General features: G+C 40.2%; 14 protein-coding genes. All 14 read right to left on the bottom strand.

Annotated features, from left to right (window positions below; genetic code table 11):
• Positions 1-701: alpha/beta hydrolase (locus VK159_RS05920; protein ID WP_324229213.1), on the bottom strand; the 701-nt coding region annotated here is incomplete at its 3' end.
• Positions 702-861: 160 nt separating this feature from the next.
• A complete protein-coding gene (locus VK159_RS05915; protein WP_324229212.1) occupies positions 862-2,745 on the bottom strand; it encodes a heparinase II/III domain-containing protein in 1,884 nt (627 codons plus the stop codon).
• A 90-nt stretch (positions 2,746-2,835) separates the two neighbouring features.
• The gene (locus VK159_RS05910; protein ID WP_324229211.1) at positions 2,836-3,480 is read right to left on the bottom strand and encodes an SGNH/GDSL hydrolase family protein; all 645 of its coding nucleotides are present in this window, start codon (positions 3,478-3,480) and stop codon (positions 2,836-2,838) included.
• Positions 3,481-3,664: 184 nt separating this feature from the next.
• Entirely contained in the window at positions 3,665-5,377 is a 1,713-nt protein-coding gene (locus tag VK159_RS05905; RefSeq protein WP_324229210.1) for a hypothetical protein, read from the bottom strand.
• 42 nt (positions 5,378-5,419) lie between these two features.
• Entirely contained in the window at positions 5,420-6,937 is a 1,518-nt protein-coding gene (locus tag VK159_RS05900; protein WP_324229209.1) for an alpha-L-fucosidase, read from the bottom strand.
• Between the two features lie 143 nt (positions 6,938-7,080).
• A complete protein-coding gene (locus VK159_RS05895) occupies positions 7,081-8,595 on the bottom strand; it encodes a sialate O-acetylesterase (protein WP_324229208.1) in 1,515 nt (504 codons plus the stop codon).
• 196 nt (positions 8,596-8,791) lie between these two features.
• The gene (locus VK159_RS05890; protein ID WP_324229207.1) at positions 8,792-10,150 is read right to left on the bottom strand and encodes a Gfo/Idh/MocA family oxidoreductase; all 1,359 of its coding nucleotides are present in this window, start codon (positions 10,148-10,150) and stop codon (positions 8,792-8,794) included.
• Between the two features lie 45 nt (positions 10,151-10,195).
• Complete coding sequence (locus tag VK159_RS05885) at positions 10,196-11,341, bottom strand: glycoside hydrolase family 88/105 protein (protein ID WP_324229206.1); 1,146 nt, start codon at positions 11,339-11,341, stop codon at positions 10,196-10,198.
• A gap of 49 nt (positions 11,342-11,390) precedes the next feature.
• On the bottom strand, positions 11,391-12,962 hold the full coding sequence (locus VK159_RS05880) for a hypothetical protein (protein WP_324229205.1): 1,572 nt from the start codon (positions 12,960-12,962) through the stop codon (positions 11,391-11,393).
• Between the two features lie 21 nt (positions 12,963-12,983).
• Entirely contained in the window at positions 12,984-14,507 is a 1,524-nt protein-coding gene (locus VK159_RS05875; RefSeq protein WP_324229204.1) for a DUF4955 domain-containing protein, read from the bottom strand.
• 32 nt (positions 14,508-14,539) lie between these two features.
• Positions 14,540-16,129: a glycoside hydrolase family 28 protein gene (locus VK159_RS05870; RefSeq protein ID WP_324229203.1), complete on the bottom strand. Its 1,590-nt coding sequence runs from the start codon at positions 16,127-16,129 to the stop codon at positions 14,540-14,542.
• Between the two features lie 26 nt (positions 16,130-16,155).
• Entirely contained in the window at positions 16,156-17,580 is a 1,425-nt protein-coding gene (locus tag VK159_RS05865) for an alpha-L-fucosidase (RefSeq protein WP_324229202.1), read from the bottom strand.
• 165 nt (positions 17,581-17,745) lie between these two features.
• Entirely contained in the window at positions 17,746-19,134 is a 1,389-nt protein-coding gene (locus VK159_RS05860; protein ID WP_324229201.1) for a polysaccharide lyase 6 family protein, read from the bottom strand.
• 15 nt (positions 19,135-19,149) lie between these two features.
• Complete coding sequence (locus tag VK159_RS05855; RefSeq protein WP_324229200.1) at positions 19,150-20,385, bottom strand: glucuronyl hydrolase; 1,236 nt, start codon at positions 20,383-20,385, stop codon at positions 19,150-19,152.
• Positions 20,386-20,392: the final 7 nt, after the last annotated feature.

Here is a 20,392-nt window from a genome sequence, read left to right as displayed (position 1 = left end):
GGAATGTTGGCAACTTTCTCCGGAATAGAATGAATAGGTGAAATAATCGTACGGCTTTCTTGTTTAGGATATTCTTTCAGATAAGGAGAACTTCTTCCGAACGTTCCCTGAAGATTATCAGTGAAATCATAAATTCCATTGCAGCCCATAAAGAGTTTGCAGCCGTTCCCGTTATGTTTCATCGCAGCTAACGATGCTAACGGAGTGCCAGCCGAACCGCCTGCGTAACCAAATCGTGTCATATCTAATCCCCACTCTGCAGCATGTGCTTTTATAAATTCAAACGCATCCGCCATTTCCTGCATACCCTTATTGAAAGTGCCACCTTGCGACATGAGTGAATAACTTATTCTTACTCCCGCAATACCCCTTGATGCTAAATAGGTCGATTGATTCTGAAACGAAGTTAGTGTGCCATTTGCCCATCCGCCTCCATGTACCCAAATAATAAATGGATGCGGACCTGATGACTGCTTGGGAAGATCCACTTCCATATACAGCGAAAGTGTATCATAGCTTTTATACGTGAACTTTAACGTAGTACATTGCGAATAATCTTTTTCGCTGATCAACTCAGGCTTATAACGTGCAAGAACTGTAAAGGCATCTGCAGGCAATGCTGCACAGCCTCCTGAAATTAACGGACAAATTTTAGCTGAATCTTTCAGCGCATAATTCCCCTCTGAACCTGTTAAAGCCATACCGTACCGGTTTTTCTGAGCAAACAGAAATAAGTGACTGCAATTGAATAACAACAACAACAACATACTTTTTGCCGAGCTTCTTTGAAAATTTACACTACGCATCACCTTTTACTTTTTTAATTGATTGCAATGAACTTATGTTAACTATTATTTTCTATCAGTATTGAATAAGATTTCTCCGTTTCGTTTCAAATTCTTTTTCGGGCATTAAATACACCTGAACCTGTTTTGTAGTATTTGCCGGCAAATCAAACTCAAACCCAAACAACGAAACTCCCGGGTTGGGTAATTCGAACGATAATGTTGGAGCCGCCGGTTTAAAGTATGAACGAAGTTTATTTGCACCGTCAATCTTTACAAATAGTTTTTTATCCCCGAAGGTCAACAAGAATATATTCGGCGAAACTTCGGTTACCTTGGTCGCCTGGGTGGTCATGTTCCATTTGATCGTTGCAGGCTTATCATTTGAAACAATATTATCTTCCACCAACACATACGATTTATCAATTAAAGCTACCGTTCTTTTCGCTTCTTTTAAAGTATGGGTAAATAAGGTTGACAAGTTGGAACGAACGAACATCAAATTTTCATCATTCGAAAATTGTTCGATCAGCACATTCCCACTTACCAAATGTTTTTCGTTGTTTATGGTTAATGTGTTGTGTGCAGTATTCCCAATTCGAAATACATCCCAACGTTGACTTTCCTGTGCTCTGTTAAACAAAGCAATTCCATTTTTTTCCAATGTTTCGTATTCGTGCATACCCAAATCCAATCCCCATTTCACGCCCTGCGCTTCGAAGTAAAATGAACCGCCATCCATGTGTGCATGATTCACTGAAGGTGAACCACCTTTAAAACCAAGATACAATGCATCCTTATCAGTCCATGAACTACGCATCACTGCAACAGGTGTTTCGCTTTTGGTGACCCACATTAATTCCTTCGGTTCTGCGGTAGATGAAAATGAAGCATTTGCAGGCACACCCCAAAGTATAGCCAGCGGAAATAATCTGTCCTTCACAAAGTTTTGTTTACGATCTGCCTGGTATAGCTTGTATTGGTTAAGCAGCAACTTGGGATCGTTGGTTTTACTGTAAAACCAAAACACTGCAGGTTGCAGATTTGCTTTTATTCCACAATCGGAATGTGCGAAATGTTGAAGTGTAGGCGTTATCATCACCTGTGAGAAAAATCCGGTTTGCATAAATCCGGGCATAGCCGCAAGTCCAAAGTTGTTCTTGTAAATTTTTTCAATCGCATCTAAAAACAAACAATTAAAGGTTGTTCCATAGGCCCAATAGCTAACCCCTTCTGGATAAGAACCATCGGGAGCATATACTTTCATTGTTTTGGGCAATGATTTGATAGAGCGGTTGAGTAACCGAACTGCGAACTCCGGATTTTCTTCATACACTGCTAATGCACCTAACGAAATACCTGCATTGCAAACCTGATTCCAGTTATTATCTCTATTTAGCCATGAGTTGTTTTTAGTTTGCAGCGAGAGGTTTAATCCTTTTTCAATAATGGCCGTTTTAATTTGTACACGATTTTCTTTGCTCAACAAATCATAATTCCAATCGTACCCTATAGCTAAAGCCAAGGTCATTTCTGCAACGTCTAAAAAATGACTCGGATTCCAATCAATAAACGAAGCTGCCTTCAACATTTCCTTCACTGCCCTGTCGGAATATTTACGATCACCGGTCATGCGATACGCATAACTCAGTGAAAAAACTTTATGGAGTACATCTCTGGAAGTGCCTAACAATCTTCTTCCAATCATTACCCTTTCATTTACGGGTTGCGCCAGCATTTCGTTCGACTGTTTAATCACTGCTTCGTGCATACTATTCCAAACAGCATCGTTCTTTATATTTTGCAAGAGCGCCTTTTCTTCACCTTTAAACAAAAACAAACGTGGATGATCTGGAACATTCATTTGCACCGAAATTGAATCCTGTAGAGTAGTGCCAATTTGAGCTGATCCGCCATAATGGAACATCGCTAACAATAAAACCATTATTATTTTATTCATACGATTTAAGAATTTATCAACCCATTTAATCCGAATTATTTGGCACCAGACGAATCATCTCAATTCATTTATTTCACGCTGCAACTATTTTTATCTGGTGGCGGCTTTAATAACTTTTGAAATATAAGACGCAAGTAACTCGTATCCTTCAGGTGTGTAATGAACATTTCCCGGTTTTGAATTTTGCGGATGAATGGTCAGCGAGGCTGAATATAAATCAATGACTTCAATGCCGTTTTTCTTCATCACTTCTTGTGCAACTGCGTTGTATCTCGCAGGATCCTCTACTTTTCTACTTGCTGAATTTTGCGGCACAGTAGTGGTTGTAACAAAATAGAGTTTGGCAGTGGTTTCACGCAGAATGCCGACAATGGTTTCTAAATTTTTTCTATACTCTTCCAATGGAACAGAGACTTTACCGTTCACTACATCGTTCTTATTAGCCGAATCTTTATACATCATATCATGCAAACCGAAATTGAAAAGAATGACATCCCACTGCCTGTTATCCAACCACTTTTCAACACTTGCCACACCTCTTACTGTTGATCCCCCATTACCCGGATTATGGGTTACCAAAATGTCGGGAGCCAACGACTTTTCTAAAAATGGTGTGTAGCCAATCGATATAGAGTCTCCTATAACAAGCAGCTTTTTAGTCTGCTTTTTTGTTACCGCTACGCAGATAAAGCAGGCAATTAAAACTCCCAATAGTTTAAAGGAAATATACTTCATACTTAGATTTATTTAAATAGTATTCATCTTGCAGCATTCACGACATTCACTTCTCTTCTCCCCAAGCCATGTTTTCATTTTGGTGTTCACTCCAATACTTTTCTTTTGTAAATGCATCTTTCCAATCATCTGCTATATACGCTGAGTTTGATTGCATTATTTTTCACGAGTAACAACCCTATGCTCATCTTATTTTCACATCCTTGAACATATACATGTTATCGCTAACCCGCAGCGTTTTTCCGCTTACAGTCGTCACGTTTCTCAGTACAACTTCATTCGTTTTTACATAGGGAAACTTCTCCTGATAAGTATCATCGATCATCTTAGGATTGAAATTTGAAAAAATAGCAGGGCCTTGATAATCTGCCGGATGTTTCGAGTCGTCGATTCGCAAGTTTTCAATTGTAATTCGTTCCGGCATATAACAGGTGTAACCGAAATCATGCTGACCCGAATACGATCCGCTGATCAAACTGGCACTGGAAGTTTTGCCGCCGGCAGGAACGAAAACACAGTTACGAATGATGAGCTCTCCCTGCCAGGTACTACCGTAATCGTTGCGTAGATTGATGAAGCTTCTGCTATACACGGTTGAGTTCTCCACGATAAACTTTCCGCTGCCAATTGCATTGATTCCCTGATGCCCTAATGTAGAGTTGCGAATGGTTGCATTTGCAACGCCTTGATGCGCATCGAATCGGGAAAATGTACAACTGTCGTACAAAATATTTTTACAGAAATTGGAGCCCATGATTCCCCAGTACTTGTTATCGTTGATATCGTTTGTTTGGCGACAGTTTACGATTGATACATTGAGCGCCCGGGATGGAGAAAGGTCGTAGCTGCCCATCGAAACCGGAACGCCTGCGTTACCAATTGTTTGATACACTTTATGTCCTGTGAGCAGCGTGTTCTGCACCCTTACATTCGAACAATCTCTGATAGTAATAAAGCCGGCATAAGGCGCTCCCTGATCTCCCTCACCTGTAACACGATGTTCAAGCCCTGATAGAATTACATTGGAACGTTTGATGATAATGCCCCGGCTGTAATACGTGTATTTCGATTCTGCTCTGTTGGCTATTGTGGTGAAACGTCCACCTGAAATGATTAACGTTGTCTCATCAATGGGAAGAGCTGTAATGTCAGTAATTTTTTCAAAATCCCAAATGATCGGGGCATTCATATCAACGTTCCCGTTTTTATCCACCATGAAAATATCCGTTTGTGAAGAACCATTGTTTTGATTCGCCCCAAAACGGATATAACGTTTTACGTTTGTATCGGTAACAGTTATCAAACAAGTGCCGGGCAAAGACGCATCAATTTTCGTTTGATTTTTTTTAAGTGATGAAATGCCTGTGAGCTTGAACGGTTGCTTCATCGAACCAATGAGGAAGATATGGGCCTCCCGGTTTTCAACATTGGTATCATCAATTACAAAAGCTGCTTTCCCGAAATCTGTATTTGTTTGAACAACTGCTGTACGGTTTTTTCCGCCAATGAAATAAGTGTATCCTTCGTCTGCCTTTACAGGAAGGTTGTGTTGATTGGCGTAGGCATGTGTTGCAGCAATAGCATCGATGTCGTCTGTTTTTCCATCGCCCTTGGCACCGAAATCACTATAGCGCACCACTCCATTTGCTTTAAACCTGGAAACATCTTTTGGCGAAACATTAATGAGTAATTCCCCTTTTTCATTTGTTTGCACACTGGTTTTATTATTCTCGGTTGATGTGATCACAACGTTTTCAACTGTGCTTTTCGGCTGTGCATTTGCAATAGACAATACACTTGTAAATAAGAAGAAAAATGAGAGAATGTGTTTTATAGTATAAAAACCATATCTGAAATCAGCAGAAACAAGAAAGCGATATAAAACTTCTTTACACATAAATATAATTTAACAACTTATCATCATCTTTCGAAATATTTTCTACAGATATACGGCAATTACATCCACCAGATTACTTCTTTGTGTTGCCGGTATCGCAATAGTCATCTCCGATTTTTCTTTGGAGAATTGGAACTTCAATTTTTCCCCATTGGATTGAAACACCACCTTACGTGGTTTTGTTATTCCGGTAAGTGTTACAACTATATCTTCATTGGGAAGAAGGTCTTTGTCGCTGGAACGATTGTCTTTAAAAGTTGGCACGAGGTATAAATAGCGTTTGTTTCCCTGAACCGATGCCAGTACTGACGCCTTTTCTGTAGCAGGTAACGGACGAACATTATAAACAGCATCCTTATTCAACTTCATCCACTCAGCAAGTTTCTGCATATTACTGTACGCTTCGGGAGCCAGACTGCCATTACCCATTGGACCAAAACCTAAAAGGTAATTGATACCCCAGGCTCTGCACTTAACCAATTCGCTGAGTACAGATCCTAATGCTTTATAGGGTCGTTCCACATATACCCAGTTTCCATTCCATGGATTGCAGAACTCTGCCCAGCTTATATCTTGCGGCCGACTCTCGGGCAAACGCCGTTCGTAGGTGATAAAATCACCCTTACCATGCATTCGTGGGTTTATCAGAATACCGGGCTGCAGTTCCCTGATGCGTTCCTGGGTAATCACCTTATCAGCATTCGGAATTCCCGGTTTTCCATCGAACCAGATCAAATCTATCTTTCCGTAGTTGGTCAGGAGCTCTTCTACCTGTCCTTTGACCATCTGAGCATATAAAGCCTGATGTTTTTTCTCATCATCGGGATTGATGGTATTGGTACGGGGTTTCAAATCGGTCCCCAACGAGGGCAACTCAGGATTTAAACTTTTTACCCGGTGATACATAAAATTCATATAATCTTTATCGAAATACCAATCCGGACCGGTATAATACAAACCAACTTTCAAACCTTCTTTACGACAAGCTTCTACAAAAGGACGGACTAAATCTTTGCCTCCCATATAATTTTTGGTACTGAAACTTCCGTATGCGCTGGGCCATAACGCAAATCCTTCGTGATGTTTGGTCGTTAAAACAACATAGGTGAACCCGGCCTCTTTGGCTTTTTTTATCCATAGTTCCGGATTGTATTTATCAGGATGAAAATCCTTAGCCATTTCCCAATATTCCAGGGGAGTAATCTCCGGTTTTTTTCCATTCAAATTATAATCCATGTCACGAATTATCCGATTGCGTTCCTCCTGATTGTCGATGCGGGTAACACCCAACGGGCGTCCCGGTATCATAGGCCACGAAATGTTCATGGCACGAACCGATGAAATTCCCCAATGAATAAACAAACCCAACCCTGCATCCGGAAACCATTGTGCATCGGGATGCAGCGTGTGTTCTTTTCCTTCTTGTCTCTCAATTCCTATTTGTGAGTGTTCTTCTTTAACTCCATCACGCTTTGTGTTTTGAGCCGACAAATTGTTACTTACTGTTACCAGTATCATTAGCGTATAAACAGAAAATACGATTACATTTTTTCTTAACATAATGACGTTTTGATATGTAATTGAAATTATTACCAGCCGGATGAGAATGTACTAATATTGTTTTGTGCAGAAAGCGTTGAACTTAACACGCTCCCGATGGCAAATAATATGAAAATTTTTCTCATAAATTTTACAACTTACTATCAGTTAAACTCTGATCGGAACGATGATGCCGGAAGACCATCTTTATTAAAAAGATTGATGTGAGGATAATTGAACCAACCCATACGCACAGCGGTTGGATGTTCAATACCTATGGCCGAAACAATTACTTTGTCTCCTTTAATAACAGCTTTTGCAGGAACGTATTTTTTATCGGCGCCGGCAATTTCAAAATCTCTCAATTCACCGTCTCTTGCTTCCAATCCTTTTCCAATAAAATCGAATTCAACTTCTATGGTATTACCCACCACTTTCATTGATTTATAAATTGGGCCGGAGTAGGTTATTTGCTGACCGTAAGCAATGGCTTTTGCACCCAATGCCAACCGATGACCCACCGGTTGTTTAAGTGCAGGATGGCTGTCTAACGAATCACCACAATCTGCTAAAACAGCCATTGATGTATACGGCACTTCTTTAAAAGTCAGCATTTGGGCCTCTCTAATTTCGGGTGTGTAATCAAATTTTGGAGCAATCTGTACAAAAAGAAAAGGCAGTTTTTCAGAACCCCAACCTTTCCGCCATTCGGAGATCATTAAAGGAAACATGATACGATATAAATCTGCCCGATTACGGTCTGCCTCTCCCTGATACCAAACAATACCTTTGATTTTATAAGGAAGCAGAGGAGCTATCATGGCATTGTAATGACCACCATTTCGCCCGCTGAGATAGGGATGAACAGGGGTTTGAGGTTTACGGGGCAAAGCAGTTTTGTTCAGCTCTGCAATTTTTGTTTCCTCTTTCCATTTTTGCAACAATGAAGTTGAATCTTTTTTAAACTTTGCTAAATCTGCATCAAAGTTTTTTACAGATTTATAAAAAGCATCCACACCTTTTTTTAACACGGGATGTTGCTGTTGTGTTTCACGTGATGTCCATTTGTCGATAGCAGTACCACCTACCGAAGAAAATAATAAACCAATGGGCACCGATAAATTCTGATGAATTTCACGTGCAAAGAAAAATCCCACTGCTGAAAAATCAATGACCGTTTGCGGATCACAAATCACCCATTTCGAGTTTACATCTTCAACCGGATTCTCGGTGGAGTTTCTTTCTACATAGAATTGTCTGATTTGCGGAAAATTAGCAAAGGCCGCCTCTTCCACCCAATTCACAATTGGTTTTTGTCCACGTCGAAGTCCAAGTTGTCGTTCCATATTTGATTGTCCGCTTAAAACCCATACATCACCAACCAACACGTTTTTTATTTCGATCTTATTGTTCCCCTGAATAATCATTGTAAAGGGACCGCCGGGCTGTAGTGGCTGAAGTGCAACCTCCCACTTTCCATCCTTTGCAACTGTATTTACTTTTTGACCGCAAAACTCAACGAAGATTTTTTCTCCTTCGTTTGCAGTACCCCATACAGATAGTACAACTTCACGTTGTAATATCATATTGTCACTGAATAATGAATTTGGCTTTACGTCTGCTTTCACACTCATTATTAAGCAAACAATTGCGATTGACAGCAGAACTATTTTTTTCATCTGTGTTTTTTTATATCTAAATGGTGAATAATTAACTCAACTATGAAAAACATTTATCGACTCTGTTCAATTGAAAATTGGAACGATTACAAGGCCCACCTATACTCATCATAATTCTAACATAAAATCTTACAACCGCTCTGCACATGCACCTCTTAAAACAACTTCCATCAATATGAATAAATACTTCTGAGAATTAATATTTGAATACTTTTCCATTGGCCATTACTTCCTGTGTCTTTTCATCAAAGGTTACTTTGGCACCTGTTCTTACAGCAGCATTCGTCATGATGGTGGCAATGGAATGATAATAGCCTGCTTCCACCGGAGCATTTGGTTGCTTACGGCTACGCATACATTCCATAAAATTGCGCATGTGATTACTGGTTAACCGATCTGCACCTGTGTTGGCCGATGCAACAACTTTTTCTTCCAGATCCGTCAATTTCATTTCAGGAAGCAGGTTGGGCTTCATATCCATTGCACTTGCATGATTTTGCTGAAGCCCTCCTTTCGGTGAAATTGTATTGGTGTTCAGATTTAATTCACCTCCATTTGAATAGTAGATCTCGGCTGGCTTTTCATCACCATTATGCATACGTGAACCAAAGGTTACCTGGAAACCTGTTGTAAGATCGTTCTGCGGACCATAATCAAAAACAGCAGTCATTGTATCCCAGTTTCTTCGTCCATCTTTCCACATATAAATTCCGCCATTGGCAACTACACTGCGTGGATGTTTTAATCCGCTAAACCAATGCACGGTATCAATTTGATGACTCATCCATTGACCGGGCATACCTGAAGAATAAGGCCAGAACAAACGATACTCTAAATATTTTCTCGGATCCCATTTTTCAAACGGGCGGTTCATTAAAAAGCGTTTCCAATCTGTATCTTCCTGTTTACATTTTGCAACCAATGCCGGTCGTCTCCAACGGCCGGGTTGATTTACATTCCATGTTAATTCAACCATAGTGATCGGTCCAAATTTTCCCGATTGTATAAACTCTGCAGCCGCTGTATAATTTCCACCACTGCGACGTTGCGAACCAACTTGTATAATCCGGTTGCTGGCTTTGATGATTCTTAATGCATTCCTGTTGTCTTCCATTGTTTCAGCAAATGGTTTTTCAACATAAGCATCTTTACCTGCTTTCACCGCTTCAATTGCATGCAGTGCATGTTGAAAATCGGCAGTGCTTACGATCACACCATCAAGATCTTTGATGCGATAGAGTTCATCATTATTTACACAAGTCTGCACATTATGTCCTAATTTTTCTTTCAGGAAACTTTTTCCTTCTTCTCTGCGCAATTTCCATAAATCACTTACTGCAACAATGTCGAAATTCAATTCTTCGTAATGATTTAAGAAAGAAGGGAACAACGCCTGACGAAAACGATCAGAATAACCCACAACACCTAAACGAACCCGATCATTGGCCCCAATAATATTTCCATAACTCTTTGCACTGAAACCAAACGAAGCAGCATATACTGCAGCAGATGCTTTGGCAGATTGCTTAATAAAATGGCGACGAGATACAGACATGATCGTTTATTTAATTAGTAATCGATGTATAAAATATAAACAGGCTTATCGTAATAAGGCAGTTGCACACCATAATACAGGTGCCTGCCCATGCAGATCGCCTATGTTTCGTTTGCGGTCAATATAATACTGCCGTTCATTCTTTTTATTGGTTCCTTCACACACTTCAGTGATGTCATCATTCTCATTGATGTAGGTGATTAATTTCAACCAGGCTTTTCTTGCTGCAGGAGCATACACTTTCGTATCGAGCCATCCGTTCTTTACACCTGTAATAAATGCAAACGCAAACATTCCGGTACAGGAAGTTTCTGCCCATGATGCCGGATCATCGATCAACTGACGCCACATTCCATCTTCGGCCTGATATTTTAATAACGACATCATCATTGTTTTATATCCCGTCATTATTCGATTATAATTCGGATTATTTTTTGGTAATGAACGAAGTAATTCACTCATACCTGCGGCCATCCAGCCATTACCACGACCCCAAAAGAATGGAACATCGGGTGCATGATAAAAAAGACCATTCGGCATTTGTAATGAATCTAAATAAAGAACCATTTCTCTGGCAGCACGGTTGATATAAGCAGTATCACCCGTTGCACGATAAGCTTGCGATTGTACGGCTGTGATCATGAACATATCATCGATCCACATTCTTGTTTGCCAGGTCATTCCTTTATTATAATAATAATGCGACTCTGGTTTTACTCTCGGTCCTTCAGGCGGGCCCCATTGTTTATCAGCAATATGTTTACCCAAGGTGAGATAACGTTGATCTTTTGTTTGCATGTACAGCTCCAATGGCACAGATCCAAACACTGTGTAATCAACGTGGTCAGGTTTTGGAATCAATGTATCTCTGCTGCCAAACAAAGGTTCAAAACGCTGCGCCAGTTGCTCAAGCAATTTTTTATCGTTCGTTTGTTTTGCAAATGTTAATGCACCATACCATGTGCAGGTTTCCGGATACGTTATCACACGGGGAGGTACAGGTCGATTAAAATTTGTATGCGGCGTTTCGATGTAGTGATCACTTACACGTTTCCCGATCTCCTGCGGAGAGGAACCTTTAGGCCAATTCTTAAATTCTTTGATGTTGGTTTTTGATTGTGCAATTGTTAATACAGGTAACGAAACAATTACAAGACCTGCCATTATTTTTTTCAACGCTATATGTTTCATTCTTTGAACTTTTAGTATATATTTAAAAATCAACAACAGACAAATCAAATTAGTCTTTGTAACCTATATTGATCAAGGCCTGTTTGCCTAATCGCTCTTTTAATTGAGAAAGATAAAGGCTTGCAGGTGCTACAGGAATACCATGCGAATCATAAATACCTTCAGGCTGCATTGGTTGATTATTATAGCTGATGGAGCCTGTTTCATTTGAACCGGGAATTGCTTTCTTCTGTTGCTCACCTGTACTACCAATCACCCAATTAGCTGCCCCCGGCGGCATTTGATTGAGATAAGATTTTGCTGTACAATTCCATGCAACAGCCCAGCCAATCGTCCATCCATGACCCGAACCCATTACTCCACGGTTCATAAAATCAATTCCACCATCAGGCACATTGCATCCGTCAATTAATAATCCTGTTGCCCAACGTTGATGTGGTTGAATCCATCCATTACCACGGAATGTGCAATTCAATACGACAACAGGTCCCGTTACTTTTGCACCTGTTCCAAAAAAGAAAAGATTATCGCCTTGAATTGTGCAGCGATTAAATAAAATTTGTTGACCACTTCCATTTAAATCAGCAGGCTTTGCTGCGCCAATGGTTGGAAGATTGTGCATGATACTTACATTGTCAACTGTAATACGACGGCCCGTAACACTAATGCTGTTGACGGTATTAAACACTTCAATATTTCTTGCCCAACCATCAGATAAACCGCTCATCGTGAATGCACGGTGATGACCTTCGTTAATTGTAACGGATTGTGCTGCTGCAAGAATGCGGAAGTTCTCGATACCAATCTGTGTAAGTAAACCTGTAGCTGTTATTTTTTGTACGGTAACTGCCGGCGAAATATATTTTGAATCATACGAATCATTCAACGGTACATCAACAGTGATTTTATTTTTTTCAATCTTTGCAATGGTTCGCTCGGTTGTAATATCACCACTGATCCATGTTTGCTTTTTTCCACTACGTACCAATTGATGCATGCCCATAAATTCGATCCATGTATCATTGATTGGTCTTGTTATACGAATAGTATCCCCTGCTTTCAATCCTGAAGCATCTGCAACTGCAAATGAAGTTGAACCAGAGGGAACGTATGAATCAGCCATCGTTGTCGATTCTCCAATAACTTTCCATTTCGCATCCCCCCTTACAGAAACAGCAACATGTGGTTTCCCAATCAAATTAAGGACTGTACCTTTTTCATCTGAACCACTTCCTCGAAGCACCACGCCACTTGTATTAATAACCAAAGGCTTTTCACAATCGTACACACCCGGCTTTAGTAAAACAGCTCCCCTGAAACCATTCACCAACTTCATTTTTGACACTTCATCAATCGCTTGTTGAATAGCTGCTGAATTATCACCTGCAACCGGGCTCAAAGTAATTTTCACGTCCACATAAGGAATTTTTACACCGCCGCCCATATAGCCGGCATAAGAAAAGTCCATGATTTTATCGCCCTTTTCCGTCGTTTTATAAATCAGCTTCCCTTTTGTATCTGCAAACACCCATTGGCTTTTTACAGTTTGCGACAGCAGATCATTTGAGACAATAAATACAAAGACTATCGACAACAGCAGGTATTGCATTTGTTTTTTCATAACCGAGAATTGAACGAATGTTTATTGAACCACTTGTTTTAAACGTAATTGTAATTGAGCTTCAAACAATGACTTTGGCCATACCACTTCACCCTGTGATTGATTTACACCTGCGTTTTCAAATTTTACAGTTGTATTCGAACGGAAGCCAACCAGTACCGGCTTAGCGATTGTATAATTCCTTCTGCGGTTCATATCCCAGAAATTATATTGTTGATCTTTCGCTGACTTATGCTGAAAATTCCAAAGCACCAGATCTTTTCCATGATGTGGATGACCAGGTTCGGGGCCACCTAAGTTATAAAACACACCGCCATCGATATTATCGTAAAGTGTCGCATATGGCTGACCGGAATGAATGTCAATATTTTGATCGGTACCTAAAGAGCATTGTGTGATAACAGTACCAACTGCACTATAACCGGTACCTGCACCATGATGCTGTGCATTATTGAAATGACAATTTTTAATTAACACACCATAGCCGGTTCTTGCATGTACAGATGCGTGTCCCTTCTTGCCTTTGAATTCAACATTCAGCACACTTACTTTATATCCGGCACGAATCATCAAGCCTTCATTCCAATCGGTGAAAACACAATTGCGTACCCAACTGTTCTTCACATACTCCATACCAACTGCTTCGTACGCATAGTCATGAATGGCATCTTTATGATGAACAAACTCTTCCGGATAATTTTTCCAGTTACTTGTAAAGTGAATATCTTCTATTCCGCACTCTTCTATTGAAACATAAGTATGCAGTTCAAAAGATGCTGATTTTACCAATGTAATATCCAGGTGCAAGGGATTTACAAACTTCACCCGATTACCTTCAATTTTTTCGATTGTATGAATCTCTTGTATCTGCATACCGCCTTTATCGCCAAACAACCTTGTCCAGACAGGTTTTAAATCCAAGGGCGAAAAATATAATCTTGTATATTCTTCACTTCTGTGTCGTAGAACAACATCCTGACCTTTCTTTAATGAAGACGCATCAGCAACTTCTACCCAAAAGGTTTCTCTTGCTGCATTCTTTGTAACTGTAGTTATTTTTTCCGTTTTATTAAAAGAAGGCTTAAATACAATTTGTCTCCCGTTCAACCGCATGTTTACCTGATGAATGACTGTTCCGCCAACTCCGGTACCACTTCCTTTTAAAACGATATTACTTTTTGAAATACGTATTTGCTTCAATGAATCATTATCCGGTGCAATTAAGAATTTACCGGCAGGAAAAAAAACCACAGCTTCTCCCTGATGTTTTTCCGCCGCATCAATTGCTTTTTGGATCGCTTCATCGTCAAAGATTTCGTCGTTTGGAATTGCACCAAAATCTTTTACATTAAAATGCTTTCGACCGGTAACCGTTGGAATTTCTTTTTCCGAGAAATGATAACCGGCATAAGAGAAGTCAGGAAGTATTGGAACTTTTGCTGACTTTTTTGCTTCTACAAAATCAGTCCATAACGGATTTACGTTTTGTGCATTCACACAAAAAAAACTGAAATAACTCAATAAGAATAGACTGATCTTCTTCATGCTGCTTGAAAGGGTTACCAAATTTAACAGACCTATCTGCTGACAACTTCAGCGTTTGCACCGGCTGCTATTACAATACGTTTCTTTGCACCACCTGCTTTATTTTTTTTCAATGTTAACTGCTTGCTGTTAGCTCCTTCCACTCTCACAAATGCGCTAAACGTACCTGCTACTTTGTTATTGGTGATGGTTGCACCCGCCACATTCTCTAAGCGGATCACTGACTCAGCGCCTGTTGTTGCCGGAATATTCGAATTAGTGAACAACACATCGATCCCATCTTCACAAACAAATGCAGGGCGCAGATCATTATTCTTTAGTTTGAATGTAACGTTGATGAGCTTCAATCCTTTTACATGCCGTGCCCAAACACCATACGCAGGAATGGTTGGCCCAAATGTTTTTACTTCGGGATATTGATCGATTGCTTCGGGAACAACATGTCGTGAATTTTCTACAGTACCCGTACCCACTAATTCGATTTCGATATTCTCCAGTGTAAGATTCGTGATATAATGACCGGGCACGCCTGTAATTAAAATCCCTGAAGCCGGTTTTAGCTGTGCACTGTCTGAAGCTTTTGCTTTTACATTACGGATCACAACATTTTCAAACGTTCCTGTCTGTTGTTTTGTATCCTGCCCTTTTCTGAAGACGTTTAATCGTGAACCTAAGCGGAATAACATCGGGGTGCGTACATCATCCATTGTAATATCAGAGATCTCAATATTCCGCAAATGAGCACCATCAACAGTCAATAATTTAATACCACCGTTTCTTGTTTCGTAAATATGGCAATTGCTGATCTTAATATTTTCAAAAGGCGCCATTGATTCTGTTCCCATCTTAATACCTGCCTGCGAACTCTTCAAGCGCATTCCGGATACAACAATATTTCTATTGGCCATCTTGCTGGATGTGGTCTTAAACACCAACGCATCATCACCACTAATGACATCACAATTTTTAATAACTACATCTTGACAGCCATCAATACCAATACCATCATTGTGAGCAACACCAACGCTTACAATCTTTACATTTTCAATACTGATGTTCCTGGATTGGAAATAATGCGAAGTCCATGCGGCAGCATAGTTGAGTGTAACATCCTTTACAGTTACACCGGTACATCTTACAATACGAACTAAAAACGGGCGACGTCCCCAACGTTGACCTTCCGGTCTTGTATCTTTTAAAATATGCTCTGCTTTTAATTTCGATCCTTGTCCATCAATAGCACCCTCACCTTCGACCCCAATATTCTTTGCATCAACTGCTACTAACAAAGCCCAGCCAACATCAATACCCAATCCCTCTGTAAAGGGATCGAGATTTCTGTATTGCTCTAAATCTGTGCTGCCCAGTAAACGGGAATCTTTCTTGAAATGCAGCGTAACATTATCTTTTAACTCGATGGTGCCTGATAAATAAATGCCGGCAGGAAAAATTACTTTGCCGCCTCCACTCCTGGTGCATTCATCAATTGCCTTTTGAATAAATATTGTGTTCAGCGTTTTACCATCGCCCACAGCTCCGTATTTTGTAATATCAAAATCGGCTGCCATTGAAACAACAGCTGAAATAAAAACGATCAGGGTAAAAGAGATTTTTTTGATCATACTTCACGAAAATTGAACCGCTTTATTTAATCAATCTCACCTGCTTTCATTTTTTCTTTTGGATTGAGTGATGCTGCATCTACGATTCCTTTCACTTCAACTTTAATAACAGTTGCATTTGCATCTACTGCTTTTTCAGGAACCGTAATCAGCAAACCATCGTTATTCTTTTCTGTTTTTAACGCAGTTCCGTTCGCCAATAATTTTGCAGAAACGATTTGGTTCTTTAAACCGGGAATAGAAAGCTTTCCATCTTTTGGCCATTCGAAAACAGTAAAGTAGAGTGTTGTATTTCCGTTGTTTTCTTTCTTGGTGCAACGTCCCCATGGAAATAATCCAAACGGACTTGCCTTTGTACCGTAAATCGATTCACCATTTACTTTCATCCATACGCCTACGCCTTTTAGCAAGTCAATACTCTCTTGCGGAAATGTTCCATCTGCTTTTGGACCAACGTTTAATAAATAGTTGCCACCCTTTGATGCAATGTCAACCGTATTTTGAATCAATGTTTTTAAACTCTTCCATTTGTTGGCATAACTTTTATAACCCCATGTTTCATTCATGGTCATGCAGGTTTCCCAATCTTTTCCATCAAGCTCACTGAGGTTGGGGATTCGCTGTTCGGGTGTTTTAAAATCACCGGGATAGTTGGGTCGCTTTAAGCGATCGTTTGTAATAATATTCGGCTGCAGTTTTAATAATGCATTTAATTTTTCTGCAAATTCATCCGTCATGCCTGTTGGCGTATCCCACCAAAGCACGGCCACATCACCATAATTTGTAAGTATTTCACGCACTTGCGGCACAGCAACTTCATCAATATATTGCGCCATCGTTTTTGTTGTTTGCAACGGGTCCCAATGCCCGCTGTTTGCCGCCGTGTATGCATCAATTTTTGCTGAATCAGGATTCGCCCATCCTTCCGTTGTTACCTTTCTTGCAGCAGAGCCACCGGGATTGTTCCAATCTTGCGCATGCGAATAATACAACCCAAGTTTGATCCCGTGTTTCCGACAAGCCTCTGCCAATGGTTTGATCAAATCTTTTCCATAGGGAGTAGCATCCACGATATTCCATTTGCTGGCTTTTGAATTGAACAACGCAAAACCATCGTGATGCTTTGCAGTAATGACGATATATTTCATACCGGCATCTTTGGCCATCAATACCCAAGCTTCCGGATCATACTTTACAGGATTGAACTCTTTTGCAAATGCCTGGTATTCTTTCACCGGAATTTTTCCACGGTTCATGATCCATTCACCAATACGGTCAATTTTCTGTCCGTTGTACGTACCGGCGGGAACTGCATATACACCCCAATGGATAAACATACCGAGACGGGCCTCACGCCACCATTTCATACGTTCATCATTTGCGTTTGTTTGTGCATGCAGGGAGAGAATGGAATAACAACAAAGTACCAGGAAGAAAAGTTTCTTTTTCATATATGCAGGCGATTAGTTTAATTGACGAGAAATAAGTTCAATTAGCTGCAACTAACCAATTATTTCAATTGGCCGGCTGCCATGAAATCACTTTTTATTCAATTATATTGGCAGAATGAAGCGCCAATCACCTGTACAGGTTCTAACATCCCGATGGGATACGGCTTAGTTTTTCATTCCAGCCATAAACCCAACATCAACCGGGTTTAAAATTCTTGCTTTAACGGGTTTAGAAGACATTTCATCTGCACCAGCGTCTAACGGAGCTTTCCGTGGCTGCCCGTCCATATCAACAGTTACAGTTATATAATTTCCTTTTGCTGCATTGATAGCAGGACTTCCTTTTTGCAGATGATGTTTGCCCGATGCGTCTCTTATCAATTTTGGATCAACCAAGCTGAAACTTCCTGCTGGAAGATCACCTGCACCGGCTGTATTGAAAATAATATTTCCTTCAGCGGAATTATTGGATGCCGGCCCAACAACAGAAACCGCAGCTCCGCCACCCACAATAATATTATTTGCAATAGTGATATAGGTTGAACCTAATCCATTGTTTCTTGCTGTTTGTGCAATATTGATTTTGTTGTTCACCAATGTATTGAACGCAATAATGACTCTGTCGGGACGATCATGCGATGTAAGCGGCGCACCATCCGCTACTTCTGCTCCACCATTCCCGATGTTGATACCCATACTGCAATTTTCAAAATGATTACTATGGATCAGATGATCGTCACCAAAAATGCGGAGACCGGGTGTGTTGATGAAATAGTTTCCATACACCTGGTTGAAATTTCCATGACGCAACGTGAATTGTGCCGGGCAGTTTCGAATCGTATTAAATCTTACAGTTACTCTTGATGCTTTGATGGAGATCAATTCATTTTCACCATCACAATCTTCAAACAGGTTGTATTCAACAATGCTGTTGCTGGAAGAAAGACTGAATCCGCTTAATCCAAACTGAAATGCTTCTGCCCCATTGCGGTTTCCCTGGTTCTTTTGTTTTTTAAAATAGTTGTGATGAATAAACAATCGTTCAGCAATTTGTTTGCCAACACCTTTTACCGCAATGAATTTTCCCAGCGAATCCTTGTTTTGAAATGTATTGTAGCTAACCTCATGATCGCTACCTGCAATTGTTAGATAATCGCCGGTGCCCGGTGTTTCAAAAATATTATTGGTCCAGTGACAAAATGTTGAACCGGCCGAACATCTTGCTTTGGAAGCCACATGTGTAAACTTAAATCCACGGATGATAATGTATGCAGCAGGGCTTACTACATTAAACCCGGCAGCTCCGGTTATTTCCGTTTTGCCTGCATCTTCTGCTTCAATGATAATGGGTTTTGCTTTTGTTCCTGCACTATTGATCAAAATTTCAGTTGTGGTTGTATAGACACCGTTCTTCAACACAATCAAATCGCCGGGCTTTGCAGTTTTGATCGCCTGCTGAAGCTCTTCAATCGAAGCAACTTTTATATGATGGGCAAACAAGTTTCCTGTTGCCAGCAAGCAGAAAAATAAAACGGTCATTAACTTTTTGATCATGTGGCTTAATTGCTTTTAAAACAACGGTTTCTTTTCTTTTAATTTCTTTGAACGCAACAACGCTTCGAGGTAATAATAATCGGCATAGTTCAATGGCACATCTACTTCACTGTTAGACGGTTTGGAACCCGTACTGTGCAACAGAATAAATCCTTTGTTTTCACCAATAGCAGAACGATAACTGTTGGTGAGGTTTTTCACCACAGCATTTGCTATTTTTTTATACTCTCTTCCATTTTTACTATAGATACTTAATTCATACAATGCCGAAGCCATGACAGCTGCAGCTGATGCATCTCTTGGTTCATTGGGAATACCGGGAGCATCATAATCATAATAAGGAACAAAATCTTTTGGAAAATTTTTATGTTTTGTCATAAAAGCAGCAATCTTCTCTGCCTGTTGTAAATACTTTTCGTCTTTGGTAAAGCGATAACACATCGTATAACCATACAAGCCCCATGCTTGTCCTCTTGACCATGCTGATTCATTTGAATAACCCTGATGCGTTGTCTTCTGCGTTACTTTACCTGTTATGGAATCATAATCCAACACATGGTACGAACTGTAATCACTACGGAAATGATTTTGCATGGTTGTATTAGCATGACTCACAGCAATTTTATGAAAAGAAGAATCGCCAGTTAATTGTGTGGCAGCAAATAACAATTCAAGATTCATCATATTGTCAATAATCACAGGGGTCTTCCATTTGGCCCGGTTATCCCATGATTTGATGACACCGGTATTGGGATTAAATCTTGTTGATAATGTTTTTGCCGAATGAATGATCACTTCTTTATAATGAGCGTCGTTTATTAGCCTGTAACCTGTACCAAAGCTGCAATACACTTTAAAGCCCATATCATGTGTGATGCCATTTGTTTTTTCCCGCTCAATTTTGGCTGTATATTTTTCTGCTTCAGTTTTCCATTCGTTGTTGCCGGTGTATTCATATAAGAACCAAAGCTGTCCTGGGAAAAATCCGCTTGTCCAGTCTCTTGATGAAACTAATTTTAACCTGCCACTGTCTAAAGTTCTCGGTGAAACAAGCTCTTGACCTGCCCCGCCAGGCGATACACCAACTGTTGCAGCAGAGCCTGTTGCTTTCGCTTTGGGAATCTCTGCCAACATCACTTTAGTTTGTTTCTCTGCATCCGCAAACACTTTATTCACTTTCACCTTTTGTGCATAGCTGTTCATGGCAATTCCTGTAACAGCTATCATGGTCATTAAGATCGTTTTTTTCATCTGTTCG

Source organism: Lacibacter sp. (assembly GCF_035299325.1).
In the GTDB taxonomy this organism is placed as follows: domain Bacteria; phylum Bacteroidota; class Bacteroidia; order Chitinophagales; family Chitinophagaceae; genus Lacibacter.
This window is presented reverse-complemented; position numbering and strand designations above follow the sequence as displayed.

Excerpts from the sequence above, each read along its gene's own strand:
- VK159_RS05915 (WP_324229212.1), bottom strand. The coding sequence starts at position 2,745 with ATGAATAAAATAATAATGGTTTTATTGTTAGCGATGTTCCATTATGGC.
- VK159_RS05870 (WP_324229203.1), bottom strand. The coding sequence starts at position 16,129 with ATGATCAAAAAAATCTCTTTTACCCTGATCGTTTTTATTTCAGCTGTT.
- VK159_RS05875 (WP_324229204.1), bottom strand. The coding sequence starts at position 14,507 with ATGAAGAAGATCAGTCTATTCTTATTGAGTTATTTCAGTTTTTTTTGT.
- VK159_RS05880 (WP_324229205.1), bottom strand. The coding sequence starts at position 12,962 with ATGAAAAAACAAATGCAATACCTGCTGTTGTCGATAGTCTTTGTATTT.
- VK159_RS05890 (WP_324229207.1), bottom strand. The coding sequence starts at position 10,150 with ATGTCTGTATCTCGTCGCCATTTTATTAAGCAATCTGCCAAAGCATCT.
- VK159_RS05905 (WP_324229210.1), bottom strand. The coding sequence starts at position 5,377 with ATGTGTAAAGAAGTTTTATATCGCTTTCTTGTTTCTGCTGATTTCAGA.
- VK159_RS05895 (WP_324229208.1), bottom strand. The coding sequence starts at position 8,595 with ATGAAAAAAATAGTTCTGCTGTCAATCGCAATTGTTTGCTTAATAATG.
- VK159_RS05860 (WP_324229201.1), bottom strand. The coding sequence starts at position 19,134 with ATGATCAAAAAGTTAATGACCGTTTTATTTTTCTGCTTGCTGGCAACA.
- VK159_RS05885 (WP_324229206.1), bottom strand. The coding sequence starts at position 11,341 with ATGAAACATATAGCGTTGAAAAAAATAATGGCAGGTCTTGTAATTGTT.
- VK159_RS05855 (WP_324229200.1), bottom strand. The coding sequence starts at position 20,385 with ATGAAAAAAACGATCTTAATGACCATGATAGCTGTTACAGGAATTGCC.
- VK159_RS05900 (WP_324229209.1), bottom strand. The coding sequence starts at position 6,937 with ATGTTAAGAAAAAATGTAATCGTATTTTCTGTTTATACGCTAATGATA.
- VK159_RS05910 (WP_324229211.1), bottom strand. The coding sequence starts at position 3,480 with ATGAAGTATATTTCCTTTAAACTATTGGGAGTTTTAATTGCCTGCTTT.
- VK159_RS05865 (WP_324229202.1), bottom strand. The coding sequence starts at position 17,580 with ATGAAAAAGAAACTTTTCTTCCTGGTACTTTGTTGTTATTCCATTCTC.